At 71.9% G+C, this 26,444-nt stretch carries 19 protein-coding genes; 15 read left to right on the top strand and 4 right to left on the bottom strand.

Annotated elements, in window-relative coordinates; translation table 11 throughout:
* Nucleotides 1–14: 14 nt before the first annotated feature.
* From ACFY7C_RS08605 to hflX, 3 genes are all read left to right on the top strand, one after another.
* The gene (locus tag ACFY7C_RS08605) at nucleotides 15–2,165 is read left to right on the top strand and encodes a RelA/SpoT family protein (RefSeq protein ID WP_389645705.1); all 2,151 of its coding nucleotides are present in this window, start codon (nucleotides 15–17) and stop codon (nucleotides 2,163–2,165) included.
* Between the two features lie 191 nt (nucleotides 2,166–2,356).
* Complete coding sequence (locus tag ACFY7C_RS08600) at nucleotides 2,357–3,904, top strand: M1 family metallopeptidase (RefSeq protein ID WP_389645702.1); 1,548 nt, start codon at nucleotides 2,357–2,359, stop codon at nucleotides 3,902–3,904.
* 121 nt (nucleotides 3,905–4,025) lie between these two features.
* Complete coding sequence (hflX, locus tag ACFY7C_RS08595) at nucleotides 4,026–5,519, top strand: GTPase HflX (RefSeq protein ID WP_389645700.1); 1,494 nt, start codon at nucleotides 4,026–4,028, stop codon at nucleotides 5,517–5,519.
* Nucleotides 5,520–5,652: 133 nt separating this feature from the next.
* Here the strand turns inward: hflX and ACFY7C_RS08590 are convergent, their stop codons facing one another.
* Both ACFY7C_RS08590 and ACFY7C_RS08585 read right to left on the bottom strand, forming a co-directional pair.
* On the bottom strand, nucleotides 5,653–6,831 hold the full coding sequence (locus ACFY7C_RS08590) for a trypsin-like serine peptidase (protein ID WP_389645697.1): 1,179 nt from the start codon (nucleotides 6,829–6,831) through the stop codon (nucleotides 5,653–5,655).
* 153 nt (nucleotides 6,832–6,984) lie between these two features.
* Nucleotides 6,985–8,166: a trypsin-like serine peptidase gene (locus ACFY7C_RS08585; RefSeq protein WP_389645694.1), complete on the bottom strand. Its 1,182-nt coding sequence runs from the start codon at nucleotides 8,164–8,166 to the stop codon at nucleotides 6,985–6,987.
* Between the two features lie 321 nt (nucleotides 8,167–8,487).
* Here ACFY7C_RS08585 and ACFY7C_RS08580 point away from each other — a divergent pair, with 321 nt between their 5' ends.
* The 5 genes from ACFY7C_RS08580 (at nucleotide 8,488) to ACFY7C_RS08560 (ending at nucleotide 16,550) form a co-directional block, all read left to right on the top strand.
* Complete coding sequence (locus tag ACFY7C_RS08580) at nucleotides 8,488–9,903, top strand: diaminobutyrate--2-oxoglutarate transaminase family protein (RefSeq protein WP_389645691.1); 1,416 nt, start codon at nucleotides 8,488–8,490, stop codon at nucleotides 9,901–9,903.
* A 45-nt stretch (nucleotides 9,904–9,948) separates the two neighbouring features.
* Nucleotides 9,949–11,835, top strand: coding sequence for an IucA/IucC family protein (locus ACFY7C_RS08575; protein ID WP_389645688.1), 1,887 nt, complete (start codon nucleotides 9,949–9,951; stop codon nucleotides 11,833–11,835).
* Between the two features lie 105 nt (nucleotides 11,836–11,940).
* Nucleotides 11,941–12,663: a GNAT family N-acetyltransferase gene (locus tag ACFY7C_RS08570; protein WP_389645685.1), complete on the top strand. Its 723-nt coding sequence runs from the start codon at nucleotides 11,941–11,943 to the stop codon at nucleotides 12,661–12,663.
* Between the two features lie 60 nt (nucleotides 12,664–12,723).
* A complete protein-coding gene (locus tag ACFY7C_RS08565; protein WP_389645683.1) occupies nucleotides 12,724–14,526 on the top strand; it encodes an IucA/IucC family protein in 1,803 nt (600 codons plus the stop codon).
* 50 nt (nucleotides 14,527–14,576) lie between these two features.
* On the top strand, nucleotides 14,577–16,550 hold the full coding sequence (locus ACFY7C_RS08560; RefSeq protein WP_389645680.1) for an ATP-dependent DNA helicase: 1,974 nt from the start codon (nucleotides 14,577–14,579) through the stop codon (nucleotides 16,548–16,550).
* Nucleotides 16,551–16,666: 116 nt separating this feature from the next.
* Here ACFY7C_RS08560 and lexA read toward each other — a convergent pair whose 3' ends face one another.
* Nucleotides 16,667–17,455, bottom strand: a complete 789-nt coding sequence (gene lexA / locus ACFY7C_RS08555) for a transcriptional repressor LexA (protein ID WP_361177788.1) — start codon at nucleotides 17,453–17,455, stop codon at nucleotides 16,667–16,669.
* A 501-nt stretch (nucleotides 17,456–17,956) separates the two neighbouring features.
* On the opposite strand from lexA, the gene nrdR reads away from it, so the two are divergent.
* The 3 genes from nrdR to ACFY7C_RS08540 all read left to right on the top strand — a co-directional run bounded on the left by nrdR (nucleotide 17,957) and on the right by ACFY7C_RS08540 (nucleotide 22,456).
* A complete protein-coding gene (gene nrdR, locus ACFY7C_RS08550) occupies nucleotides 17,957–18,466 on the top strand; it encodes a transcriptional regulator NrdR (protein WP_389645676.1) in 510 nt (169 codons plus the stop codon).
* Nucleotides 18,467–18,641: 175 nt separating this feature from the next.
* Complete coding sequence (locus ACFY7C_RS08545) at nucleotides 18,642–21,533, top strand: vitamin B12-dependent ribonucleotide reductase (RefSeq protein ID WP_389645674.1); 2,892 nt, start codon at nucleotides 18,642–18,644, stop codon at nucleotides 21,531–21,533.
* Nucleotides 21,534–21,727: 194 nt separating this feature from the next.
* Entirely contained in the window at nucleotides 21,728–22,456 is a 729-nt protein-coding gene (locus ACFY7C_RS08540; RefSeq protein ID WP_389645671.1) for a DUF6215 domain-containing protein, read from the top strand.
* A gap of 29 nt (nucleotides 22,457–22,485) precedes the next feature.
* On the opposite strand, the gene ACFY7C_RS08535 is transcribed toward ACFY7C_RS08540, so the two are convergent.
* Complete coding sequence (locus tag ACFY7C_RS08535) at nucleotides 22,486–23,016, bottom strand: TerD family protein (protein WP_389645668.1); 531 nt, start codon at nucleotides 23,014–23,016, stop codon at nucleotides 22,486–22,488.
* A gap of 87 nt (nucleotides 23,017–23,103) precedes the next feature.
* Here ACFY7C_RS08535 and ACFY7C_RS08530 point away from each other — a divergent pair, with 87 nt between their 5' ends.
* The 4 genes from ACFY7C_RS08530 to ACFY7C_RS08515 all read left to right on the top strand — a co-directional run bounded on the left by ACFY7C_RS08530 (nucleotide 23,104) and on the right by ACFY7C_RS08515 (nucleotide 26,341).
* Nucleotides 23,104–23,949 (top strand): arylamine N-acetyltransferase, encoded by an 846-nt coding sequence (locus ACFY7C_RS08530; RefSeq protein WP_389645665.1) that lies wholly within the window; start codon nucleotides 23,104–23,106, stop codon nucleotides 23,947–23,949.
* A 32-nt stretch (nucleotides 23,950–23,981) separates the two neighbouring features.
* A complete protein-coding gene (locus ACFY7C_RS08525; protein ID WP_389645662.1) occupies nucleotides 23,982–24,587 on the top strand; it encodes a YdbC family protein in 606 nt (201 codons plus the stop codon).
* 170 nt (nucleotides 24,588–24,757) lie between these two features.
* The gene (locus ACFY7C_RS08520) at nucleotides 24,758–25,417 is read left to right on the top strand and encodes a histidine phosphatase family protein (protein ID WP_389645659.1); all 660 of its coding nucleotides are present in this window, start codon (nucleotides 24,758–24,760) and stop codon (nucleotides 25,415–25,417) included.
* Between the two features lie 12 nt (nucleotides 25,418–25,429).
* On the top strand, nucleotides 25,430–26,341 hold the full coding sequence (locus ACFY7C_RS08515; RefSeq protein WP_389645656.1) for an ADP-ribosylglycohydrolase family protein: 912 nt from the start codon (nucleotides 25,430–25,432) through the stop codon (nucleotides 26,339–26,341).
* The last annotated feature ends 103 nt before the right edge of the window (nucleotides 26,342–26,444 follow it).

Genomic DNA, 26,444 nt, shown 5'->3' with positions numbered 1-26,444 from the left:
CGGAGGTGCCCCCCATGAGCGCAGAGGCCACCAATCCCGTGAGCGAGGCCGGGGCCACCGGCCCCGACGCTCCCGGCCGCAGACGCGGCCGCCCGAGGATCGACCTCCGCAGGCTCGGCCGTGCCGCCCTGCTCGGCGCGACCGCCGGGCCCGCCGTCCGCGACCGGCTGCCCGACGCCATCGGGCACGTCGCCGAGGCCCACCGCGCCCACCACCCCGACGCCGACCTGGCCGTGCTGCGCCGCGCGTACGTGCTCGCCGAGTCCTCGCACCGCGGCCAGTTCCGCAAGAGCGGCGAGCCGTACATCACCCACCCGCTCGCCGTCACCCTGATCCTCGCCGAACTCGGCGCCGAGACCACGACCTTGACCGCCTCCCTGCTCCACGACACCGTCGAGGACACGGAGGTGACGCTCGACCAGGTCCGGCAGGAGTTCGGGGACGAGGTCGCCTACCTGGTCGACGGCGTCACCAAACTGGAGAAGGTCGACTACGGCGCGGCGGCCGAGCCCGAGACCTTCCGCAAGATGCTCGTCGCCACCGGCAACGACGTCCGCGTCATGTCGATCAAACTCGCCGACCGCCTGCACAACATGCGCACCCTCGGCGTGATGCGCCCCGAGAAACAGGCCCGCATCGCCAAGGTCACCCGGGACGTCCTCATCCCGCTCGCCGAGCGCCTCGGCGTCCAGGCCCTCAAGACCGAGCTGGAGGACCTCGTCTTCGCCATCCTCCACCCCGAGGAGTACGAGGCGACCCGGGCCGTCATCGCCGGCAACCCCGGCGCGGCCGACGCCCTCGCCGCCATCGCCGAGCAGGTCTCCGCCGTGCTGCGCGAGGCGGGCATCGGAGCCGAAGTCCTCGTCCGGCCGCGGCACTTCGTCTCCGTCCACCGGGTCCGCCTCAAGCGCGGCGAGCTGCGCGGCAGCGACTTCGGGCGGCTGCTCGTCCTGGTCGCGGAGGACGCCGACTGCTATGCCGTCCTCGGCGAACTGCACACCTGCTTCACCCCGGTGATCTCCGAGTTCAAGGACTTCATCGCGGCCCCCAAGTTCAACCTCTACCAGTCCCTGCACACCGCCGTCGCCGCCCCCGACGGCGCCGTCGCCGAGGTCCTCATCCGCACCCACCGGATGCACAAGGTCGCCGAGGCCGGCGTGGTCGCCCTCGGCAACCCGGCCGGCGGCCAGGAGGCGGGGGAGTGCGTCGAGGACGGCGAGCGCGCCGACCCCACCCGGCCCGGCTGGCTGTCCCGGCTGCTCGACTGGCAGCAGTCCGCCCCCGACCCCGACACCTTCTGGACCTCGCTGCGCGCCGATCTCGCGCAGGACCAGGAGATCACCGTCTTCCGCACCGACGGCGGCGTCCCCGGCACGATCAGCCTGCCCGCCGGCGCCACCTGCGTGGACGCCGCCTACGCTCAGCACGGCGAGGCCGCCCACGGCTGTCTCGGGGCGCGGATCAACGGCCGGCTCACGCCCCTGGGCAGCGAGCTCCAGGACGGCGACACCGTCGAGCTGCTGCTCGCCCAGGACGCCACCTCCGGGCCCTCCCCGCAGTGGCTCGACCACGCCAGGACCCCCGCCGCGCGGATCGCCATCACCGGCTGGCTCGAGGCCCACCCCGAGGCCGCCAAGGCCCCCGCCGCGGCTCCCCGCCCGCCCGCCGCCGTCACGGCCGACCGGCGCTCCGGGGCGAGGCTGCGCGTCGAGCTCCCCGGCCCGGAAGGCGTCGCGCCCCCCGCCGTACGCCCGGCAGGCTGCTGCACGCCCGTACCGCCCGACGAGATCACCGGCTTCGTCGTCCGCGGCGGCTCCGTCACCGTCCACCGCACCGGCTGCGCCTCCGTCGAGACCATGAAGCGGCTCGGCCGGGTACCCGTCACCGTCCACTGGGGCGACACCGCCGCCTGCCGGGTGACCCTCGTCGCCGAGTCCTTCGGCCGGCCGCGGCTCCTCGCCGACCTCACCGAGGCCATCGCCACCGAAGGCGCCGCCGTCGTCTCCGCCACCGTCGAACCCCCCAGCGAGCAGCGGGTCCGCCACACCTACACCCTCCAACTCCCCGACGCCGCCAGGCTCCCGTCCCTCATGAAGGCCATGCGGGACGTGCCGGGGGTGTACGACGTGAGCCGCGCCCGGCATCAGGCGGCACCCGAGGGCTGATGTCGGATATCGGATCCAATATCCGAGCTCCCATATCCGAGCTCCCATATCCGGGCTCCGGAATCCGAGCTCCGGGATATCGGATCCACGATCCAGGATCCGATATCCAAGATCCACATCTAGTGCCCCCTTCGAGTGGCGGGCGCGCGCGCCGCCCGGGGAAGCGGCCCCCGCACTGGTAGCGGTAGCCCATGCCGCTCCCCTCCCGTACGCCCCGTGAACGCGCTTCACGCGCGCGTGCGCCGCGACCGTCCGTCCGCGCGCGTGCCCTGCGCTCCGCCGTCCTCGTCGCCCTCTCCGCGGGGCTCGTCGCCGCCGCCCTGCCCGCGCCCACGCCGCTGGGCATCGGGGACCCGCTCTTCCCGCACCTGGGCAACCCCGGATACGACGTCCTGACCTACGACATCGACCTCACCTACTCCGGCCGCAACACCGCCCCGCTCGACGCCGTCACCCGGATCCAGGCGCTGGCCACCGGCGACCTGGAGCGGATCAACCTCGACTTCACCCACGGCACCGTCTCCGACGTCACCGTGGAGGGCGAGCCCGCCGACTGGACGAGCAGCGGCGAGGACCTGGTGATCACCCCGGCCCGGCCGGTGGGCCAGGGGGATGCGGTCGAGATCGCCGTCACCCACACCAGCGACCCGACCGGCCCGGCCACGTCCGGCGGCTGGGTCCGTACCGGCGACGGCCTCGCCATGGCCAACCAGGCGGACGCCGCCCACCGTGTCTTCCCCTCCAACGACCACCCCTCCGACAAGGCGTTCTTCACCTTCCGGATCACCGCTCCCAGCGGCCTCACGGCGGTGGCCAACGGCCTGGCCGAGAAGCCCTCTCGCAACGGAGCGAGCACCACCTGGACCTACCGCACCGCCCACCCCATGGCCACCGAGCTCGCCCAGGTGTCCATCGGGAAGTCCACCGTCGTCCACCGCGAGGGCCCCCGCGGCCTGCCCGTACGGGACGTCGTGCGCACCGCGGACCGGGAGCTCCTGGAGACCTGGCTGCGGCGGACCCCCGGCCACCTGGAGTGGATGGAGGGCCATGTCGGCCCGTATCCGTTCGAGAACTACGGGGTGCTGATCGCCGACGCCGAGACCGGCTTCGAGCTGGAGACCCAGACCCTCTCGCTCTTCGAGCGCCGCCTGTTCACCGAGCCCGTCTACCCCAAGTGGTTCGTCGACTCCGTCATGGTCCACGAGCTCGCCCACCAGTGGTTCGGCGACAGCGTCTCGCCGCGCACCTGGTCCGATCTCTGGCTCAACGAGGGCCACGCCACCTGGTACGAGGCGCTGTACGCGGAGGAGAACGGCGGGCCCACCCTGGAGCGCCGGATGAAGGCCGCGTACGCCGCATCCGACGGGTGGCGGGCGGCCGGCGGGCCGCCCGCCACCCCCAGGCCGCCGGCCCCCGGCGAGAAGATCAGCCTCTTCCGGCCCGTGGTCTACGACGGCAGCGCCCTGGTCCTCTACGCCCTGCGCCACGAGATCGGCGCCGAGGCGTTCCGAAGCCTGGAGCGCCGGTGGGTGGAGGACCACCGCGACGGCACGGCCACCACCGCCGACTTCACCGCCCTGGCGGCCGAGGTCTCCGGGCGGGACCTCACCCGGTTCTTCGCCGACTGGCTGTACGGGACCAAGACCCCGCCCATGCCCGGGCACCCCGACTGGCGCAGCCGGGCCCCGCAGCGGGCCGCCGACGCGGAGGCCGCGCCGGGGGCCGTGAAACCCGGGTGACGGGGGCGGCTCCGCCGTGCCACCATCTTCAGGTCGGCGGCGATGCCGGGCCCCGGGAATTCTTTCCGGGCAGCACGCGTTGTGACTGCCGTAACGGACTTTTCTTCGACGTAAGGATCAAATGACCTCCTCTTCTTCCCCTTCCCAGGACAAGCAGAGCTTCGCGGAGACGAGCCGCACCGAGAGCCTTCGGGCCGATGCCCTGATGGAAGAGGACGTCGCCTGGAGCCACGAGATCGACGGAGAGCGGGACGGCGACCAGTTCGACCGCTCCGAGCGCGCGGCTCTGCGCCGTGTCGTGGGCCTCTCCACCGAGCTCGAGGACGTCACCGAGGTCGAGTACCGCCAGCTGCGCCTGGAGCGCGTCGTGCTGGTCGGTGTGTGGACCTCGGGGACGGTGCAGGACGCGGAGAACTCCCTCGCGGAGCTCGCGGCCCTCGCCGAGACGGCGGGTGCCCTCGTGCTCGACGGCGTCATCCAGCGCCGCGACAAGCCGGACCCGGCCACCTTCATCGGCTCGGGCAAGGCGCAGGAGCTTCGGGACATCGTGCTCGAGACCGGCGCCGACACCGTCGTCTGTGACGGTGAGCTCAGCCCCGGCCAGCTGATCGCCCTCGAAGACGTCGTCAAGGTGAAGGTGGTCGACCGGACCGCCCTCATCCTCGACATCTTCGCCCAGCACGCCAAGTCCCGAGAGGGCAAGGCGCAGGTCGCTCTCGCGCAGATGCAGTACATGCTGCCGCGACTGCGCGGCTGGGGTCAGTCGCTCTCCCGGCAGATGGGTGGCGGCGGCGGTGGCGGCATGGCCACCCGTGGTCCCGGTGAGACCAAGATCGAGACGGACCGGCGCCGGATCCGCGAGAAGATGGCGAAGATGCGCCGGGAGATCGCGGAGATGAAGACCGGCCGCGACATCAAGCGGCAGGAGCGACGCCGTCACAAGGTGCCGTCGGTCGCCATCGCCGGTTACACCAACGCCGGCAAGTCGTCCCTGCTCAACCGCCTCACCGGCGCGGGCGTGCTGGTGGAGAACGCGCTGTTCGCCACCCTCGACCCGACCGTCCGGCGGGCCGAGACGCCCACCGGCCGGGTCTACACCCTGGCCGACACCGTCGGCTTCGTCCGGCATCTGCCCCACCACCTGGTCGAGGCGTTCCGCTCCACCATGGAGGAGGTCGGCGACTCCGACCTCATCCTGCACGTGGTCGACGGCTCGCACCCGGCCCCGGAGGAGCAGCTGGCGGCCGTCCGCGAGGTGATCCGCGACGTCGGCGCGCTGGACGTGCCGGAGATCGTCGTGATCAACAAGGCGGACGCGGCCGACCCGCTGGTGCTCCAGCGGCTGCTGCGGGTCGAGAAGCACTCCATCGCGGTCTCCGCCCGCTCGGGCGAGGGCATCGAGAAGCTGCTGGCACTCATCGACGCCGAGCTGCCGCGGCCGCAGGTCGAGATCGAGGTCCTCCTGCCGTACACGCAGGGCGGTCTCGTCTCGCGGGTGCACGCCGAGGGCGAGCTCCTCTCCGAGGAGCACACCCCGGAGGGCACGCTGCTCAAGGCACGGGTGCACGAGGAGCTGGCGGCGCTGCTCGCGCCGTTCGTTCCGGCCGCGCACTGACGCGACGGATCCGTCCGAGCTGATCCGAGGATCCGCTCGACGGAGCCGCTCGACAGACACAAGAGGCGCCGGCCGCCTCCCGAGAGGGAGACGGCCGGCGCCTTCGCTGTGTATCAGGTCAGCGCGGGTCAGGTCAGCGGGCGAACTTCTTGCTGACCATCTCGTGGGCCGCCTTGGCACCCTTGCCCAGCTGCGGTCCGGCCAGCCAGCCGTTGCGGCCGGCGGGGCCGATCGAGGTGTTCGACACCAGCGCCGTCTTGCCGTTCGCCATCACCCGGAACCAGCCGCCGCCGGAGGAGCCGCCGGTCATCGTGCAGCCGATGCGGTACATGGTCGGCGTCGCCGGAGCCGTGGTGTACCGGGTGGACCGGTCCAGGCACTTGTGCATGATCACGCCGTTGTACGGCGGCGCCGCCGGGTAGCCCCAGGCGCCGATGGTGCCGGCCTGGGCGGGCGCCGGAGCGGAGAAGTCCATCGGCAGGGCGACGCCCACCGTCTCCTCAAGGGACTTGCGGCCCTTCTGCGGCTGGACGTGCAGCACGGCGTAGTCGTACGGCCAGGCCTGGTTGGTGCCGCCGCTCTTGATCCACTCGCCGGAGGTCACGGCCCAGTCGGCCCAGTACTGGCCGTAGGGGTAGACCTCGTGCGGCTGCGCGTTGCGCAGCGCCGAGGGCGACTTGCCCTTGTCGTTGAAGGCGGGGACGAAGGTGATGTTGCGGTACCAGCCGCCCTTCTTGCCCGCGTGCACGCAGTGGCCGGCGGTCCACACCAGGTTGGACTTGCCGGGCCGGCGCGGGTCCTTCACGATCGTGCCGGAGCAGACCATGTGGCCCTGCGGCGAGTCGAAGAAGATCTTGCCGACCGGCGCCGCGTTGCGGTGGTACGGCGTCTTCTCGCGCTGCGCCGTCACCGGCCGCGGCACCGGGTCGCTGCCGCCGTAGGTCGCCTGCGTCTCGACGGTCGGGTCGGGGCTCTTCGCGGACTGCATCCGCTCGGTGTCCCACAGGCCCTCGATCACCGGGTTGACGAAGTCCTCGGCCTCACGGAGCCAGGTGGCCTGGTCCCAGTTCTTCCATTCGCCGTTCTTCCACTTGTCGATGTCGACGCCGTGCTTCTTCAGCTTGTCGGCGAGGTCCTTCGGGAGCTCCGGGCCGCCGGCGCCTTCGGCCGGGCTCGCGGTGGCGGTGGCGGTGCCGTCGGCGGGCTTGTCCGCCGCCGGGGTCTCCGTCGGGCCGCAGGCCGTGGCGGTCAGCGCTATAGCGAGCGCCGCGGCCACGCCGGTGACGGCGGGCATGAGTCGTATGGAACGCATGAAGTGATGTCCCCCTGGGGTGTTCGCGCGTCCGGGCCGGGCCGACTACGGCCGCCACGGATGGGTTGCCATGGACGCGTCACTAGCGGTGCACAGTATGCCCGTACGGGCCGGGCGGGACCGCATCGATCCCGCCCGACAACCGTGCGTGTCCTACTGGTCGGCGTACTTCCGGCTGACGCCGTCGTAGAGCGCCTTGGCCTCGGCGCCGAGCCGCGGACCGGCCAGCCAGCCCGCCGACACGGGCCCGATCGAGGTGTTCGACACCAGCGCCGGCTTGCCGTCCTTGCCCGTGGCCACCCAGCCACCGCCGGACGAACCACCGGTCATGGTGCAGCCGATCCGGTACATCGTCGGCTGCTCCGCCTTCACCGAAAGGCGGCCCGGCTTGTCCGCGCACTGGAACATCTTCTGGCCGTCGAAGGGCTTGCCCGCCGGGTAGCCCGTCGCCGTCATGCTGGCGATCTTCGGGACCGCCGGGGCGTTGAAGTCCACCGGCAGCGCCGAACCGACCGTCTCCTCCAGGGACTTGCCCGTGCCGCCCTTCTCCGGGGTCACGTGCAGCACCGCGTAGTCGTACGGAGCGCCCTTACCACCGGTCTGGCCGCCCTGGTCGATCCACTGCTGAGAGGTCTGCGCCCAGTCGCTCCACCACACGCCGTACGGAGCGATCTCCTCGCGGGTCGCGCTCTCCAGCGCGGCGGTCGGCTTGCCACTGTCGTTGTACGACGGGACGAAGGCGATGTTGCGGTACCAGCCGCCCTTCTTGCCCGCGTGCACACAGTGCCCTGCCGTCCACACCATGTTGGACTTGCCCGGGTGCGCCGGGTCCTGCACGACCGTCGCCGAGCAGACCATCGAGCCCTCGGGCCCGTCGAAGAACACCTTGCCGGAGGCCGGCTCCGACGAGTGGTAGGGCGGCTCCACGGCCTTCGCCCGCACCGGGGCCGGCGTCGGGTCCGTCACGCCCTTGTCACCCGAGATGTCCTCCTCCTCGACCGGCTTGTCCGGGCGCTCGGCGTCCCGCATCCGGTCCGGGTCCCAGAGGTCCTCGATGATCGGGTTGACGAAGTCCTTGGCCTCACGCAGCCACTTGTCCCTGTCCCAGTTCTTCCACTCGCCGCCCCGCCATTTCTCGACGTCGATCCCGTGCTCCTTCAGACGCTGCTTCAGGTCGTCAGGAATCGTGATCTTGCCGCCCGCGGACGGGGTCGCGGAGGCGGTGGGCTTCTGGTCACCCCCCGCGTTGTCCTCGGTCGGACCGCAGGCAGTCGCCGTCAGCGTCAGCGCCGCGACGGCGGACGCTGCGGCCAGCAGCGGACGAATCGATCGCATCTCGTGATCCCCCTGGGACTACGTCAACTTGTGCATCAGTGAACCGCGGCGGCGCGGAAGCCCGCGTCGCACGAAGCCCCCACTATGCCGGTGCCGGAGGGGACGGTACGAGGCAGGGCCGCGGTTCCGGCCCCGCGCCGGTCGTTGCCGTGCCGTGATCCGGGACACGCCAAGGATCTTGGCTCCCGCCCGTGATCCCCGGCAGACGCCGTCGTTGGTACGTGCGGGGGAACACAACGGCAGCCTTCAGGGCCCTCCTTGGGGCGGCCCTGCAACGTACCGATGTGCAACGCAACCGTTACAGCGGGAGGACACCGAGCCGTGGCCGTGACCGAACCAGCTCCGGCCGTACCACCGGCCGCGCGGACCCGTGAGGAACCCCGCGCGGCCGCCGAGGGCAGCGCCCACGACGGCATCCTGCGCCGCCAGGCGCAGCGCGAATCCGCCGCCCGCACCTATGCGCGCTCCCTGCCGATCGTCCCCGTGCGGGCCAGGGGACTCACCATCGAGGGCGCCGACGGCCGCCGCTACCTGGACTGCCTCTCCGGCGCGGGCACCCTGGCGCTCGGACACAACCACCCCGTCGTCCTCGAGGCCATCCGCAAGGTCCTCGACTCCGGGGCGCCCCTGCACGTCCTGGACCTGGCCACCCCGGTCAAGGACGCCTTCGTCACCGAGCTGTTCGCCACCCTGCCCGCCGGGCTCGCCGCCGACGCCCGCATCCAGTTCTGCGGGCCCGCCGGCACCGACGCCGTCGAAGCCGCCCTCAAACTCGTCCGCACCGCCACCGGCAGACGCGGTGTCGTCGCCTTCAGCGGCGCCTACCACGGCATGACCGCAGGCGCCCTCGACGCCTCCGGCGGCGCCACCGACGTCCGCGTCGCCCGGCTGCCCTACCCCCGCGACTACCGCTGCCCCTTCGGTGTCGGCGGCGAACGCGGCGCCGAACTCGCCGCCCGCTGGACCGAGACCGTGCTCGACGACCCCAAGAGCGGCATCCCCACCCCCGCCGGAATGATCCTCGAACCCGTCCAGGGCGAGGGCGGCGTCATCCCCGCGCCGGACGCATGGCTGCGTCGCATGCGGAAGATCACCGAGGCCCGCGCCATCCCGCTGATCGCCGACGAGATCCAGACCGGCGTCGGCCGCACCGGCACCTTCTGGGCCGTCGAGCACAGCGGCGTCGTCCCCGACGTGATGGTCCTCTCCAAGGCCATCGGCGGCTCCCTCCCCCTCGCCGTCGTCGTCTACAAGTCGGCACTCGACGCCTGGGAACCGGGCGCCCACGCCGGCACCTTCCGTGGCAACCAGCTCGCCATGGCCGCGGGCGCCGCCACCCTCGCCCATGTCCGGGAGAACAAGCTCGCCGAACGCGCCGCCACCCTCGGCGCCCGCATGCTCGGACAGCTCCAGGGCCTCGCCGCCACCCACCCCGCCATCGGCGACGTCCGCGGCCGCGGCCTGATGATCGGCGTCGAACTCGTCGACCCCGAGGCCACCGGGCCCGACGACCTCACCCCGCCGCCCGACCCCGAGCTCGCCCTCGCCGTCCAGCGGCACTGCCTGGACCGCGGGCTCATCGTCGAACTCGGCGGCCGGCACAACGCCGTCGTCCGTCTGCTGCCCCCGCTCACGATCACCGACGAGCAGGCGGCCGCCGTCCTCGCCCGCTTCGCGGACGCCCTGGCCGCCGCCGAACGGGCCCACCGGCCCCGACCGTCCGGGCCGTCCCACTGAACCGGCCCGCCCCCGCCCGGTCCCCTCCCCTTCAAGGAAAACCCCGTGAACCCCACCTCCGCCTCCGAAGCCTCCGGCACCGGCGCCCCCGGCGGCCCGCTGACCGCCGAGCCCACCGTCCCCCGCCAGTACCCGGGCCCCCACCCCGCGGCCCACGAGCCGCGCGGCGCCGCGCCGGCCCCCGCCCCGGCGCCGACCGGGGCCGCGCCGGCCGACCCGCTGGACGACCCCGACCCGGCCCGCGCCGCGGACCACGCCGCCGTCGAGAACCTGCTGCGCTGCTGGGTACGGGAGAAGAACCTCCCGGCCCCGGCCGGCGGCGGCACCCTGCGCATCGCCCTCGACACCAGCGGCACCGCCCTCCTCGTCCCCGTCCGCCACTGGTCGCCCACCGGCTGGCACCGCTTCGGCGCCGCCGCCCTCGAAGGCCTCCCCACCTCCGCACCGCCCGTCGACGCCGTCACCCTCGCCGCTCTGCTCAGCCGCGAGACCGGCCGCCCCGAAGCCACCGAACTCGTCGGCCGGGTCGCCGACTCCAGCCGCCGCACCGCCGACTTCATCACCGCACGCAGGCGCGACCCCCGGCCCGCCCCCGACGCCGACCTCTTCCTCACCGCCGAACAGTCCCTGCTGCTCGGCCATCCGCTCCACCCCACCCCCAAGAGCCGCGAAGGACTCTCCGACGCCGAGGCCCGGCTCTACTCACCCGAACTGCACGGCTCCTTCCCCCTCCACTGGATGGCCGTCGACCCCACCGTCCTCGCCACCGACTCCGCCTGGACCGAACAGGGCCGCCACGTCGCCGCCGCCCAGCTCACCGCCGGCCTCGCCGAGGGCCTCGAACTCCCCGCCGGCACCGCCGCCCTGCCCCTCCACCCCTGGCAGGCCCGCGAACTCCGCCATCGCCCCGCCGTCGCCGCCCTCCTCGACACCGGCCTCCTCCACGACCTCGGCCCCCACGGCAGCCGCTGGCACCCCACCTCCTCCGTCCGCACCGTGCACCGCCCCGGCGCCCGCGCCATGCTCAAGCTCTCCCTCGGCGTGCGGATCACCAACTCCCGCCGGGAGAACCTCCGCAAGGAACTCCACCGCGGCGTCGAGGTCCACCGGCTGCTGCGCACCGGCCTCGTCGACCAGTGGCAGGCCGCCCACCCCGGCTTCGACATCGTCCGCGACCCGGCATGGCTCGCGGTCGACACCCCCGACGGCGAACCCGTCCCCGGACTCGACGTCATGATCCGCCACAACCCCTTCACCGCCGGCGACGACGCCGTCTGCCTCGCCGGGCTCACCGCCCCGCGCCCCTGGCCCGGCTCCCCCCGGATGCGCTCACGCCTCGCGGAGATCGTCCTCCGCCTCGCCGCCCGCACCGGCCGGCCCACCACCGCCGTGGCCGCGGAGTGGTTCCTGCGCTACCTCGACCTCGTGGTCCGCCCCGTGCTCTGGCTCGACGGCCAGGCCGGCGTCGCCCTGGAGGCCCACCAGCAGAACACCCTCGTCCTCCTCGACCCCGAGGGCTGGCCCGCCGGCGGCCGCTACCGGGACAATCAGGGCTACTACTTCCGGGAGTCCCGCCGCGACGAGCTCGAAAGCCGCCTGCCCGGCATCGGCACCGTCAGCGACACCTTCGTCTCCGACCAGGTCACCGACGAACGCTTCGCCTACTACCTCGGCATCAACAACGTCCTCGGCCTCATCGGCGCCTTCGGCTCCCAGCACCTCGCCGACGAGCGCGTCCTGCTCGCCGCCCTGCGCCGGTTCCTCACCGGCGCCACCAGCCTCGGCTCCCCGCTGCCGCACCGGCTCCTGGAAGCGGCGACCCTGCGCTGCAAGGCCAACCTCCTCACCCGGCTCCACGGCCTCGACGAGCTCGTGGGCCCCGTCGACACCCAGTCCGTCTACGTCACCATCACCAACCCCCTCCGCACCTGAACCACCGCCCGGGACCGTCCCCACCGGCCCCCGGGTCTCCCGCACCCGACCGGCCTCCGGTCCGATCCGCCCCCCGTCCCCGATCCGTCGAGAGGAGAGCGCTCCGTGCCTCCCACCGAAGCGCACCCCGGCACCGCAGGCCCACCCGGCGCCGACCGGGTCGCCGACCCGAGCACCGACGACACCCTGGACCTGCACCTGACCGAGGAGCTCGTCACCCTCCTCGCCCAGGGCGAACAGGACCGCAGCGACGCCGACGACCTTCTCGACGGCCTCGCCGGCTGGCGCCCGGCCGGCACACCCGCCGGACGCTTCCAGCTCGTCCCCGTCCGGCTCGACCGCGACCTGCCGCTCATCGCCCGCTGGATGAACGACCCGGCCGTGGCCGCCTTCTGGGAACTCCAAGGCCCGGAAAGCGTCACCGCCGACCACATCCGCGCCCAACTCGACGGCGACGGACGCAGCGTGCCCTGCCTCGGCGTCCTCGACTCCACGCCGATGAGCTACTTCGAGATCTACCGCGCCGACCTCGACCCGCTCGCCCGGCACTACCCCGCGCGCCCGCACGACACCGGCATCCACCTCCTCATCGGCGGCGTCGCCGACCGCGGCCGCGGCATCGGCACCACCCTTCTGCGAGCCGTCGCCGACCTCGTGCTCGACCACCGGCCCCGATGCACCCGGGTCCTCGCCGAACCCGACCTGCGCAACACCCCCTCCGTAGCAGCCTTCCTGTCCGCCGGCTTCCGCCTCTCCGCGGAAGTCGACCTGCCCGACAAACGAGCCGCGCTCATGGTCCGCGACCGCGCCCTGCGCCACGTCCTCTGAACACCCTCTGCCTTACATACACCGCTCGACCCACAGCGGTTCCCACCCCGAGGAGTCCTCGTGTCGACGTCTCCTGCACCCCACGACTCCGCACCACCCGCACCGTCGGACCTCTACGGTCCCCCCGAGCTCCACGCCGCCGCCTGGTCCCGCGCCGGCGCACGCCTGCTGGCCAAGGCCGTCGCCGAGTTCGCCTACGAGGAGATCGTCCTGCCCCGGCCGGGCGACGGCCCCGGCCGCCACACCCTCACCCTCGACGACGGCGGCACCCTCGCCTTCACCGCCCGCCGAGGCGCGTACGACAGCTGGCGGGTCGAGCCCGGCTCGCTCACCCTCGACGGCAGGCCCGCCACCGACCCCCTCGCCTTCCTCGTCCGCGCCCGCCGGCTGCTCGACCTCGACGGCGCCACCCTCGGCCACCTCATCCGCGAGCTCACCACCACCCTCGCCGCCGACGCCCGGCTCGACCACACCGCCCTGCCCGCCGCCCGCCTCGCCGACCTCGGCTACGCGGAACTCGAAGGCCACCAGACCGGGCACCCGTGGCTCGTCGTCAACAAGGGCCGGATCGGCTTCTCCGCCTCCGACGCCGCCCGCTGGGCCCCCGAGGCCCGCCGCCCCGCCCGCCTTCCCTGGATCGCCGTCAGCACCCGGATCGCCGCCTATCGCGGCGTCCCCGGCCTCGACACCCCCGACCTGCTCTACGCCCGCGAACTGGACCCCGACGTCCGGGAGGGCTTCCACGGCGTCCTGCGCGCCCGCGGCCTCGACCCCGACGGCTATCTGCTGCTGCCCGTCCACCCCTGGCAGTGGGACGAGATCCTGCTGCCGCTCTACGCCCCCGCGATCGCCGCCGGGGCCGTCGTCCCGCTCCCGGCCGACCCCGACCTCCGGCTGCCGCAGCAGTCCGTCCGTACCTTCCTCAACACCACCCGCCCCGACCGGCACACCGTCAAGCTGCCGCTCTCCGTCCTCAACACCCTGGTCTGGCGCGGCCTGCCCACCGAGCGGACCCTCGCCGCCCCCGCCGTCACCTCATGGGTCCACGGCCTGCGCGACGCCGACCCCTTCCTGCGCGAGGAGTGCGGCGTGATCCTCCTCGGCGAGGTCGCGTCCGTCACCGTCGAGCACCCGCTGTACGACCGGCTGCCGGAAGTGCCGTACCAGTACAAGGAACTCCTCGGCGCGATCTGGCGTGAACCCCTCCGGCTGCCCCCGGGCGAGCGCGCCCGCACCCTCGCCTCACTGCTCCACGTCGACCCCGAGGGCCGGGCCTTCGTCGCGGAGCTCGTCGCACGCTCGGACCTCACCCCCCGCGCCTGGCTCCAGCGCCTCTTCGCCGCCCTGCTGCCGCCGCTGCTGCACTTCCTCTACCAGTACGGCACCGTTTTCTCCCCGCACGGCGAGAACGCCATCGTGGTCTACGACGAAGAGGACGTGCCGGTCCGCCTGGCGATCAAGGACTTCGTCGACGACGTCAACATCAGCGCCGTGCCGCTCCCCGAGCACGCCACCATGCCGGACGACGTGCGGGCCGTGCTCCTCACGGAGGAACCCGGCTTCCTCACCCAGTTCATCCATTCGGGCCTTTTCGTGGGCGTCTTCCGCTACCTCGCGCCGCTCTGCGAGGAGCAACTCGACGTGCCCGAGGAGGAGTTCTGGACCCTGGTGCGCGCCGAGATCCTCCGCCACCAGGCGCGCTTCCCGGAGCTGAAGGAACGGTTCGAGCTGTTCGATCTCCTGGTCCCGAGGATCGAGCGGCTGTGCCTCAACCGCAACCGCCTCCACCTCGACGGCTACCGCGACCGCCCCGAGCGGCCCCACGCGGCCGTCCACGGGACCGTCCCGAACCCGCTGGCGTGATCACGGGGAGGGCCCCGGCTGTCAGTGCCGCCCCGTAGGGTGGAAGCGCTATGACGAAGCCATCCCTCCCCGATCTCCTCCACGCCGCCGTCTCCGCCGTCGGCGGTGTGGAGCGCCCCGGCCAGGTCACCATGGCCGAGGCCGTGGCCGAGGCCATCGACGACGGTTCCCACCTCCTCGTCCAGGCCGGCACCGGCACCGGTAAGTCCCTCGGCTATCTCGTACCGGCGCTGGCGCAGGGGGAGCGGGTGGTGGTCGCGACGGCGACGCTGGCGCTCCAGCGCCAGCTCGTCGAGCGCGACCTGCCGCGGACGGTCGAGGCGCTGCATCCGCAGCTGCGCCGGCGCCCGGAGTTCGCCATGCTCAAGGGCCGGTCGAACTATCTGTGCCTGCACCGGCTCCACGAGGGTGTTCCGCAGGACGAGGAGGAGGGCCTCTTCGACCCCTTCGAGGCGGCCGCGCCGACCAGCAAGCTCGGCCAGGACCTGCTGCGGCTGCGGGACTGGTCGGACGAGACGGAGACCGGCGACCGGGATGACCTCACGCCGGGCGTCTCCGACCGGGCCTGGGCCCAGGTCTCGGTCTCCTCGCGCGAGTGCCTGGGCGCGAGCAAGTGCGCGTACGGGGCGGAGTGCTTCGCCGAGGCGGCCCGGGAGCGGGCCAAGCTCGCCGAGGTCGTCGTCACCAATCACGCGCTGCTCGCCATCGACGCGATCGAGGGCGCGCCGGTGCTGCCGCAGCACGAGGTGCTGATCGTCGACGAGGCCCATGAGCTGGTCTCCCGGGTGACCGGCGTCGCCACCGGCGAGCTCACCCCAGGCCAGGTCAACCGGGCGGTGAGGCGGGCGTCGAGGCTGGTCGACGAGAAGGTGGCCGATCAGCTGCAGACCGCCGCCGAGGGCTTCGAGAAGCTGATGGAGTTGGCTCTGCCCGGGCGTCTGGAGGAGATCCCGGAGGACCTCGGCTATGCGCTGATGGCGCTGCGCGACGCCTCACGGGCGGTGATCACGGCGCTCGGCTCCACCCGCGACCGCTCCGTCCAGGACGAGGACGCCGTCCGCAAGCAGGCCCTCGCCTCGGTCGAGTCGGTCCACGGGGTGGCCGAGCGGATCACCCAGGGCTCGGAGTGGGACGTCGTCTGGTACGAGCGTCATGACCGTTTCGGCGCCTCGCTGAGGGTGGCGCCGCTCAGCGTCTCGGGCCTGCTGCGGGAGAAGCTGTTCGCGGACCGCTCGGTGGTGCTGACCTCCGCCACGCTCAAGCTGGGCGGCGATTTCAACGGAGTCGGCGCCTCGCTGGGCCTCGCTCCCGAGGGCACCCAGGGCGAGGACGTGCCCGTGTGGAAGGGCATCGACGTCGGCTCGCCCTTCGACTATCCCAAGCAGGGCATCCTCTACGTCGCCAAGCACCTGAACCGGCCCGCGCGGGACGGCGAGCGCGGCGACATGCTCGACGAGCTGACCGAACTGATGCAGGCCGCCGGCGGCCGGACGCTGGGACTCTTCTCCTCGATGCGCGCCGCCCAGCAGGCGGCTGAGGAGCTGCGGACCAGGATCCCCGAGCTTCCGATCCTGCTCCAGGGCGAGGACACGCTCGGTGAGCTGATCAAGAACTTCGCCGCCGACCCGAAGACCTGCCTGTTCGGCACGCTGTCGCTGTGGCAGGGCGTGGACGTCCCCGGCCCGAGCTGTCAGCTGGTCGTCATGGACAAGATCCCCTTCCCGCGCCCGGACGACCCGCTGATGAGCGCGCGGCAGAAGGCGGTCGAGGACGCTGGCGGCAACGGGTTCATGGCCGTGGCGGCGACCCACGCGGCGCTGCTGATGGCGCAGGGCGCCGGCCGGCTCGTACGGGCGACGGGGGATCGCGGTGTGGTCGCCGTTCTCGATCCGCGGCTCGCCACGGCGCGGTACGGCAGCTATCTGAAGGCCTCGCTGCCTGACTTCTGGTACACGACCGACCGCAACCAGGTGCGGCGGTCGCTGGCGGCCATCGACGCGGTGGCCACGGCCGCGGAGGCGTAGCGGCACGGCACGGCACGGGGCGCGAGGAGGAGCGGGGCCCGGTATCCGGGAAAACGCAGGGCCCCGGGACCGGCGCAGTGGGTCCCGGGGCCCGGTTCAGGGCCGACGAGGTGGAATCACACCCGTCGCAGCACGGCGACGACCTTGCCGAGGATGGTGGCCTCGTCGCCGGGGATCGGCTGGTACGCCGCGTTGTGCGGCAGCAGCCAGACGTGGCCGTCCTCGCGCTTGAAGCGCTTGACCGTGGCCTCGCCGTCGAGCATGGCGGCGACGATGTCACCGTTCTCGGCGACGGGCTGGCGGCGGACCGTGACCCAGTCGCCGTCGCAGATCGCGGCCTCGATCATGGAGTCGCCGACCACCTTGAGGACGAAGAGCTCGCCGTCACCCACCAGCTGTCGGGGGAGGGGGAAGACGTCCTCGACGGACTCCTCGGCCAGGATGGGGCCACCGGCCGCGATGCGGCCGACCAGGGGGACGTAGGAGGCGGCGGGCTTGCCCGTCGTGTCCGTCGGCTGGGTGCTGGGCTGGTCGGAGCCGCGCACCTCGTACGCCCGGGGCCGGTGCGGGTCGCGACGGAGGAAGCCCTTGCGCTCGAGGGCCATCAGCTGGTGTGCCACGGAGGAGGTGCTGGAGAGGCCCACGGCCTGGCCGATCTCACGCATCGACGGCGGGTACCCGCGGCGCTGCACCGAGTCGCGGATGACCTCGATGACCCGGCGCTGCCGGTCGGTGAGGCCGGAGCTGTCGGCCCGGATCCCTGGAGGTCGGCCGGGGAGCGAGCGGGCGGGTCGGCCGGGCTCCTCCCCGTTCATGACTGCGTCATTCATCGCATGCACCGGCTCGAGTCGGCCCTGGGAGCGGTCCTGGGCGGTAATGGTGGCACTGTCTGCGGTGGTGGTCACGTCGTCGGCCCCTCTCGAATGGTCTCCCTGGCTGGCACAACGGTAGTAGCTTTCGAAAGGTTGCGCCAAACACACGTTCGAGTGAAAATTCGCAGTTCGGCTTACGTGTGTGTGTAGGTGGGTGTATACGCCGACCCGGCCGCCGCTGACATCGGTCATCACGGTAGCCTTCACGGCCGGGCCGCAGGGGTCGACCCCGCTCGTCGGGGTGCCCTCCCAGTGTCGCACCGGCCACCCCGGAATCCCCGCCGCCGCGCCCTTCCCGTACCCTCGTGGCCGTCCGCGCGGCGCCTCCCGCGCCCGTCGGCGGCGCGACACGCGCAGGTGCCGAAATTGCGGATCGACCCAAGATCTAGTGGTTGGATTGCATCCGCCACCCACAAGTAGTGGTCCCCGGTCTGCCGGGGGTGTTCGGATCGCCTATGCTGGTGGTCGCTTCGAGGGGGCCTTGACAGGCCCGGCGAAGCTATTCAGTCGTGCCATGAGGGAGGGTCGGAACCAATGCACTGCCCCTTCTGCAGGCACCCCGACAGCCGCGTCGTCGACAGTCGCACCACCGACGACGGCACGTCGATCCGACGCCGCCGCCAGTGCCCCGACTGCTCCCGTCGTTTCACGACGGTGGAGACCTGTTCGCTCATGGTGGTGAAGCGGTCCGGGGTCACCGAGCCCTTCAGTCGTACCAAGGTCATCTCCGGCGTGCGCAAGGCGTGCCAGGGGCGACCCGTCACCGAGGACGCCCTCGCCAAGCTCGGCCAGCGGGTCGAGGAGGCGGTGCGCGCCACCGGGAGCGCCGAGCTGACCACCCATGACGTGGGTCTGGCCATCCTCGGCCCGTTGCAGGAACTCGACCTGGTCGCCTACCTGCGCTTCGCGTCCGTTTACAAGGCTTTCGACAGCCTCGAAGACTTCGAGGCCGCCATCGCGGAACTCCGTGAGCGGCCTCCCGCTGAGGGCGGCGGGACCGTGGCGACCCCAGGGGTCCCCGTTCCCGCCAACGCCGCCGACTGACCGGCGGGCCGGACCGGGACGGTCCGGCGGCCGGCCGCAGCGCGGCCGGGAAAGACGTGCCCCGGGTGGCCCGAGAGGCGCTCGTGGCAGCAGCAGTACAGACAGCAGTACAGAAAACCGAGCCCTGGAATTTTCCGGGCGCTCCAGGGTGTTTTGCCCGTATATGGGAGGCGGCATGACAGAGACGGCGAGCGGTCCGGCACGTGGTTCCCGCACCAAGGGAGCCAAGGCGGCGAGCAAGGGCCTGCGTATCGAGCGCATCCACACCACCCCCGGCGTGCATCCGTACGACGAGGTGACCTGGGAGCGTCGTGACGTCGTCATGACCAACTGGCGCGACGGCTCGATCAACTTCGAGCAGCGCGGCGTCGAGTTCCCCGACTTCTGGTCGGTGAACGCGGTCAACATCGTCACCAGCAAGTACTTCCGCGGGGCCGTCGGCACCCCGCAGCGCGAGACCGGTCTCAAGCAGCTCATCGACCGGATCGTGAAGACCTACACCAAGGCCGGCGAGGACTACGGTTACTTCGCCTCGCCCGCCGACGCCGAGATCTTCGAGCACGAGCTGGCCTACGCCCTCCTGCACCAGATCTTCAGCTTCAACTCCCCGGTGTGGTTCAACGTCGGCACGCCGCAGCCCCAGCAGGTCTCCGCCTGCTTCATCCTGGCCGTCGACGACTCCATGGAGTCGATCCTCGACTGGTACAAGGAAGAGGGCATGATCTTCAAGGGCGGCTCCGGCGCCGGCCTGAACCTCTCCCGCATCCGCTCCTCCAAGGAGCTCCTCTCCTCCGGCGGCAACGCCTCCGGCCCGGTCTCCTTCATGCGCGGCGCCGACGCCTCCGCGGGAACGATCAAGTCGGGCGGCGCCACCCGCCGCGCCGCCAAGATGGTCATCCTCGACGTCGACCACCCCGACATCGAGGACTTCATCGAGACCAAGGTCAAGGAGGAGGAGAAGATCCGCGCCCTCCGTGACGCGGGCTTCGACATGGACCTGGGCGGCGACGACATCACGTCCGTCCAGTACCAGAACGCCAACAACTCCGTCCGTGTGAACGACGAGTTCATGAAGGCCGTCGAGGCCGGCGGCAAGTTCGGCCTGCGCGCCCGTATGACCGGCGAGGTCATCGAGGAGGTCGACGCCAAGGCGCTCTTCCGCAAGATGGCCGAGGCCGCGTGGGCCTGTGCCGACCCGGGCATCCAGTACGACGACACGATCAACCACTGGCACACCTGCCCCGAGTCCGGCCGCATCAACGGCTCGAACCCGTGCAGCGAGTACATGCACCTGGACAACACGTCCTGCAACCTCGCGTCGCTGAACCTCATGAAGTTCCTCAAGGACGACGGCAAGGGCAGCCAGTCCTTCGACGTCGAGCGCTTCGCCAAGGTCGTCGAGCTCGTCATCACCGCGATGGACATCTCCATCTGCTTCGCCGACTTCCCCACCCAGAAGATCGGCGAGAACACCCGCGCCTTCCGCCAGCTCGGCATCGGCTACGCCAACCTCGGCGCCCTGCTGATGGCGACCGGCCACGCGTACGACTCCGACGGCGGCCGCGCCCTCGCCGGTGCCATCACCTCCCTGATGACCGGCACCTCGTACAAGCGCTCCGCCGAGCTCGCCGCGGTCGTCGGCCCGTACGACGGCTACGCCCGCAACGCCGAGCCGCACCAGCGCGTCATGAAGCAGCACGCCGACGCCAACGACAAGGCCGTCCGCATGGACGACCTGGACACCCCGATCTGGGCCGCCGCCACGGAGGCCTGGCAGGACGTCGTCCGTCTCGGTGCCAAGAACGGCTTCCGCAACTCCCAGGCCTCGGTCATCGCCCCGACCGGCACCATCGGTCTCGCGATGTCCTGCGACACCACCGGCCTGGAGCCCGACCTCGCCCTGGTCAAGTTCAAGAAGCTGGTCGGCGGCGGCTCGATGCAGATCGTCAACGGCACCGTCCCGCAGGCCCTGCGCCGCCTGGGCTACCAGGAGGAGCAGATCGAGGCGATCGTCGCCCACATCGCCGAGCACGGCAATGTGATCGACGCCCCCGGCCTGAAGACCGAGCACTACGAGGTCTTCGACTGCGCCATGGGCGAGCGCTCCATCTCCGCGATGGGCCACGTCCGCATGATGGCCGCCATCCAGCCCTGGATCTCGGGCGCCCTGTCCAAGACGGTCAACATGCCGGAGACGGCGACCGTCGAGGAGGTCGAGGAGATCTACTTCGAGGCGTGGAAGATGGGCGTCAAGGCGCTCGCGATCTACCGCGACAACTGCAAGGTCGGCCAGCCGCTCTCCGCCAAGAAGAAGGAGGACGAGAAGGCCGAGGTGACCGCGAAGACCGAGGCGACGATCCGCGAGGCCGTCGAGAAGGTCGTCGAGTACCGCCCGGTCCGCAAGCGCCTTCCCAAGGGCCGCCCGGGGATCACCACCTCCTTCACCGTCGGTGGCGCCGAGGGCTACATGACCGCCAACTCCTACCCGGACGACGGTCTCGGCGAGGTCTTCCTGAAGATGTCCAAGCAGGGTTCGACCCTCGCCGGCATGATGGACGCCTTCTCCATCGCCGTCTCCGTCGGTCTGCAGTACGGCGTCCCGCTGGAGACCTACGTCTCGAAGTTCACCAACATGCGCTTCGAGCCGGCCGGCATGACGGACGACCCGGACGTGCGGATGGCGCAGTCGATCGTCGACTACATCTTCCGCCGCCTGGCGCTCGACTTCCTGCCCTTCGAGACCCGCTCCGCCCTCGGCATCCACTCGGCCGAGGAGCGCCAGCGCCACCTGGAGACCGGTTCGTACGAGCCGGCCGAGGAGGACGTCGACGTCGAGGGCCTCGCCCAGTCGGCGCCCCGCACCCAGGAGCTGAAGGCGGTCGCCGCCCCGGCCCCCAAGGTCGAGGTCCCGGCCCCCAAGCAGGCCCACACCTCCGCGGAGCTCGTGGAGATGCAGCTCGGCATCAGCGCGGACGCCCCGCTCTGCTTCTCCTGCGGGACGAAGATGCAGCGCGCCGGCTCGTGCTACATCTGCGAGGGCTGCGGCTCGACCAGCGGTTGCAGCTGACCGTTCCGGCCGGCGCGACCGAATAGCGTGTGAGAGAGGGTGCCGACCGGTGGTCGGCACCCTCTCCCGCGTGCGCGGGAAATCCGGCCTCGCGCCCGGACGATCACCGGTTAGGCTCTGCCGTCGCGCAGCGAGCGCGTACAGGGGTGGGGTGGAACATGGCCGGAGAGACAGCCGGTGGGAGAGCCGGTGACGTGGCCGGTGGGAGAGCCGGTGACGTGGGCGGATCGGCGAAGGGCGTGGGCGGATCGGCGAAGGGGCCGAGCGCGGGCGCACAGGTGGCGGCCGCGCTGGCGATGGGCGCGGTGCTGGCGGGCGGTTTCTGGTTCCTGGCCAAGACCTCCCAGGAAGGCTCCGTGGACCGGGGGCCCGCCGTCTGCACGACGGCGGCGACCGATGCCGTGCCGCCGCGGTACGTCTCCGGGACACGGCTGTGCCAGGCGCTGAACCGCCCGGACCTGCCGGCACTGCTCTCGACTCCGGGGGAACAGGCCACGAACGCGTACGGCACCCACGGGTGGACCACGCTCGGGGGCAGCGACAGGATCCCGACCCCGTCGGGCGCCGTCGACCTGCCCACGTACTCCTTGAAACTCTCGGTCTCCTACGACCGCCTCCCCGTCGCCCAGATGGGGCGGCTGCTCGGGAATACGGTGGAGCCCACGAAGGTTCTGGGGCGCCCGGCGTTCTTCTACTCGGATCGCACCCTGGCGTTCAACGTCCCGCTGGGCGGCGGCAAGGCCCAGACCACCACGGGCGGCATCGCCCGGCATCTGCTGATCGCCAAGGACGCGCAGGACGGCGGCGGTTCCTATGAACTCGTCATCTGGCGCCAGGACCAAGGGATCCCCGTCGACGACACCGCGTTGACGCGGGTCGCCGAGCGGGTGCTGCCGACCGTTCCCGGCTGGGCGGCGGGCTGACGGACTTCCTCAGGGCCGTCGTGCCCGTCTCAGGAGCGCCGGGCGCCCATCAGGGCGCCGAAGTCGCCCGGATCCGTGTCGAAGCCGTGGAGAAGGGGGCGGAAGGTCCAGCCTTCCGCCCCGTCGTGGACGAACTCGGCGACGGTCACGGCGGTCGAGTCCGCCACGGCCGTGAGGTCGTCCTCCAGGAGGTCGGTGTAGCCTTCACGGACCCGCACACCGGTCCGGGCCACCTCGCCGAAGGTCAGCCGGCCGCCGCTCTGCTGTATGGCCACGCCCACCACCACGCGCGCGTAGCGGTCCGCGAGCCGAGGCAGTTCCAGGGTCATCGCCTCGTCGTAGCCGAGGCCCTGTCCCGTACGGCTGTCACGGTGGAGGGTGATCGTGCCGTCGGGGGAGCGGCTGTCGAAGTGCACGAGATAGGCCGGAGGGCCGTACGGGGCGTCCGCCGTGTAGACCCCGGCGATGATGTCCAGGTCGTGCGCGGGCGCGCCGGCCGGACTGGGGTCCCATTTGAGCGCCACCTCGACCTTGCCGACCCCCTTGTTGAGTCCGCTCATCGTGAATCCCCTCTCCCTGCGCGGTTCCTGACGGGTCGTTCATGGTGTCATGTGATCAACATGGCATCGGCGGCGGGGGAGTGTCGTATGTGGGGCGGGGAAGAGCTGGATCTGGACGCCTATCTGGCGAGGATCGGACACTCGGGGCCGCTGGCGGCCGATCTGGCGACGCTGCGCGCCGTGCAGCGGGCGCACGTCTCGGCCATTCCCTTCGAGAACCTGGACGTGGCGCTCGGGCGCCGGATCGCGCTGGACGTCACAAGCCTCCGGGCCAAGCTGGTCGACCGGCGCCGCGGCGGCTACTGCTATGAGCAGAACAGCCTGCTCGCCGCCGCCCTGGAGCGGATCGGCTTCCATGTCTCCGGGCGCGGCGCCCGGAACCGTACACGAGGGGACGCGCGCACACCGATCACGCACGCGCTGCTCGTGGTCACGGTCGAGGGCGGACAGTGGCTGGTCGACGCCGGATTCGGGTGGCAGGGGCCGCTGGAGCCGGTGCCTCTGGTCGACGGCGCGCGGGTCGAGCAGGACGGCTGGGGTTTCGCTGTCACTGTCGAGGAGGAGCAGGAGAAGGAGGAGGGGGAGGGCAGGGGTGTCCATGTGCTGCGGGCGCTTCGCCCGGAGGGGTGGACCGATCTGTACGCGTTCGCGCCGCACAGCCTGTATCCCGAGGACTTCGAGCTCATGAACCACTACAGCTCCAGCCATCCCCGGTCGCGCTTCATCGGCCAGGTGGTGGCCCAGCGGCCCGGGGCGGAGGTGCGCTGGGCGCTGGTCCGAGACGGTCTGACCGCGGTGCACGTGGACGGCAGCAGGGAGGAACGCAAGGTCGGGCCCGAGGAGTTGGTCGCCACCCTGGACGAGCTCTTCGGTATCGAACTGGACGACGAGGAGGCCGCGGCCCTGGTGCGGGTGCACTCCGCGGAGGTCTGACGGCGCGTCGCTCCGCCCCGTACCATGGCGCGGTGCTGGTCAAGTGGATTCGCTGCACCGTGGTGGACCGTCGAGGGTTCGAGCGGGGGCAGCGGAAGTGGGCGGGGCTGCTCGGTGAGCCGGGATTCCGGGGACAGGGCGGGGGATGGAGCCGGCGGCGGCCGGATGTCGCCCATGTCTTCGCGTTCTGGGAGAGCCGTGCCTTCTACGACTCCTTCATGGCCCGGTCCCACGACCGGCTGGCCGCGGCGCAGGTCGGTACGTTCCGAAACGCCCAGGTCAAGCTGTTCGATCACCGCTTCGACGTGAAGACCGGCTTCGAGCCGCGGTTCGCGGACGCCGACGTCGCCCGGGTCGCGCACTGCCGGGTGCACGAGGAGCGGGTCGAGCACTTCGCGCTGATGCAGGAGAAGGTGTGGAACCCGGCGATGGCCGGGTCCCCGGGCATGCTCCGGGGCCTGTTCGGGGAGGCGCCCGGGCATGAGTTCCTGGTCCTGTCGATGTGGAACTCGGTGGCGGAACACGGGAAGTACCGGGTGGAGCGCGTCGAGCGCCTCGGCCTGCGGGCCCAGACCGAGGCCGACGTGGCGGCGATGACCGGCGACGTGGTGCAGCTCGAACCGACCTGGACGGTGTGAACGGCCGGATCCGGCTGGATCCGGCTGAGCGGCCCTGGGAGCGGTGGCCGGGCCGTGGGGTGGTGGCCGAGGTCGTGGGGCGGTGGCCGGGGCCGCGACGATACGCCGGATGGACTCCGGACGCCTGCTCGACTGAGCCGGCCCTCGGGGCTCCGTCTAGGGTCGGTCCCATGGCACGACCGCGGCGCATCGTCCTCGTACGGCACGGAGAGTCCGTGGGCAATGCCGACGACACGGTGTACGAGCGGGAGCCCGACCACGCGCTCCGGCTCACCGCGACCGGGTGGCGCCAGGCGGAGGAGACGGGGGAGCGGCTGCGGGAGCTCTTCGGGGACGAGCGGGTCAGTGTCTACGTGTCCCCGTACCGCCGCACCCACGAGACGCTGCGCGCGTTCCGGCTCGACCCGCGCCTCGTCCGGGTGAGGGAGGAGCCCCGGCTGCGCGAGCAGGACTGGGGCAACTGGCAGGAGCGGGAGGACGTGCGCCTCCAGAAGGCGTACCGCGACGCCTACGGGCACTTCTTCTACCGCTTCGCCCAGGGCGAGTCGGGAGCCGATGTGTACGACCGGGTCGGGGCATTCCTGGAGAGCCTCTACCGCAGCTTCGAGGCGCCCGACCACCCGCCCAACGTCCTCCTGGTCACCCATGGGCTGACCATGCGGCTGTTCTGCATGCGCTGGTTCCACTGGACCGTCGCCGACTTCGAGTCCCTGTCCAACCCGGGGAACGCGGAGACCAGGACGCTGTTGCTCGGAGAGGACGGGAAGTATCGGCTCGACCGGCCCTTCGAACGCTGGCGTACCCCGGAACCGTACGGCCCCACCGGATAGAGTGGCGGGGCGATGACCGCTGACTCCTCTCTTGACCGGCGCTTCGACCGCGCCCTGGCCAGCCTGCGTGGGCTGTCCGTGGGAGACGCCCTGGGCTCCCAGTTCTTCGTACCCGCCAACTATCCCCTGCTGAAGCGGCACGAGCTGCCGACCGGTCCCTGGCAATGGACCGACGACACGGAGATGGCCTGCTCGGTCCTCGCCGTGCTGGTCAGCCACGACCGCATCGACCAGGACGCGCTCGCCGAGTCGTTCGCCCGGCACCACGACTTCGACCGCGGCTACGGACCGGCCGTCAACCGGATGCTCCGCCTCATCCGCGAGGGCGGGGACTGGCGGCAGCTCGCGGCGGCGCTCTTCAACGGGCAGGGCTCGTGGGGCAACGGCGCGGCCATGCGGATCGCGCCCCTGGGCGCCTGGTACGCGGACGACCCCGAGCAGGCCACCCACCAGGCCGAGATCTCCGCCTACACCACCCACCAGCACCGCGAGGCGGTCGTCGGAGCGATGGCCGTCGCCGCCGCGGCGGCCCTCGCCGCCAGCCCTGACGGGCCGCCGACGCCCGAGGCGCTGCTCGACGGAGTCGTCGCCCTCGTCCCGCGCAGTGCGGTCGGCGCCGGTCTTCGCCGGGCCCGCGACATGCTCGACTACGGCGACGCCGGGACGGTCGCGGCCGTGCTCGGCAGCGGCCGGCGCACCAGCGCGCACGACACCGTGCCGTTCGCGCTCTGGTCAGCGGCCCGGGCGCTCGGGGACTTCGAGCGGACGTTCTGGACGACCGCGGAGGTCGGCGGTGACGTCGACACCACCTGCGCCATCGCCGGCGGGGTCGTCGCCGCCACGGCCGCGGGCGCCCCGCCCGCCGCATGGCTGGCGCAGACCGAGGAACTGCCCGACTGGCTGCCGGCGGGAGCGCGCTCCTAGCTGGTCGGACGTTCGGGACGGGACGTTGGGGGCGGAACCCGTCGGCGGGCGACGGGTTCCGGCGGTCCGAGTGTCACGGTCCTGCCACAGCCGTGCCCTGAGC

Source organism: Streptomyces sp. NPDC012769 (assembly GCF_042901205.1).
Taxonomy (GTDB): Bacteria; Actinomycetota; Actinomycetes; order Streptomycetales; family Streptomycetaceae; genus Streptomyces.
Note: the sequence above shows the minus strand (reverse complement) of the source record. Positions and strands in the feature narration are given on the sequence as shown.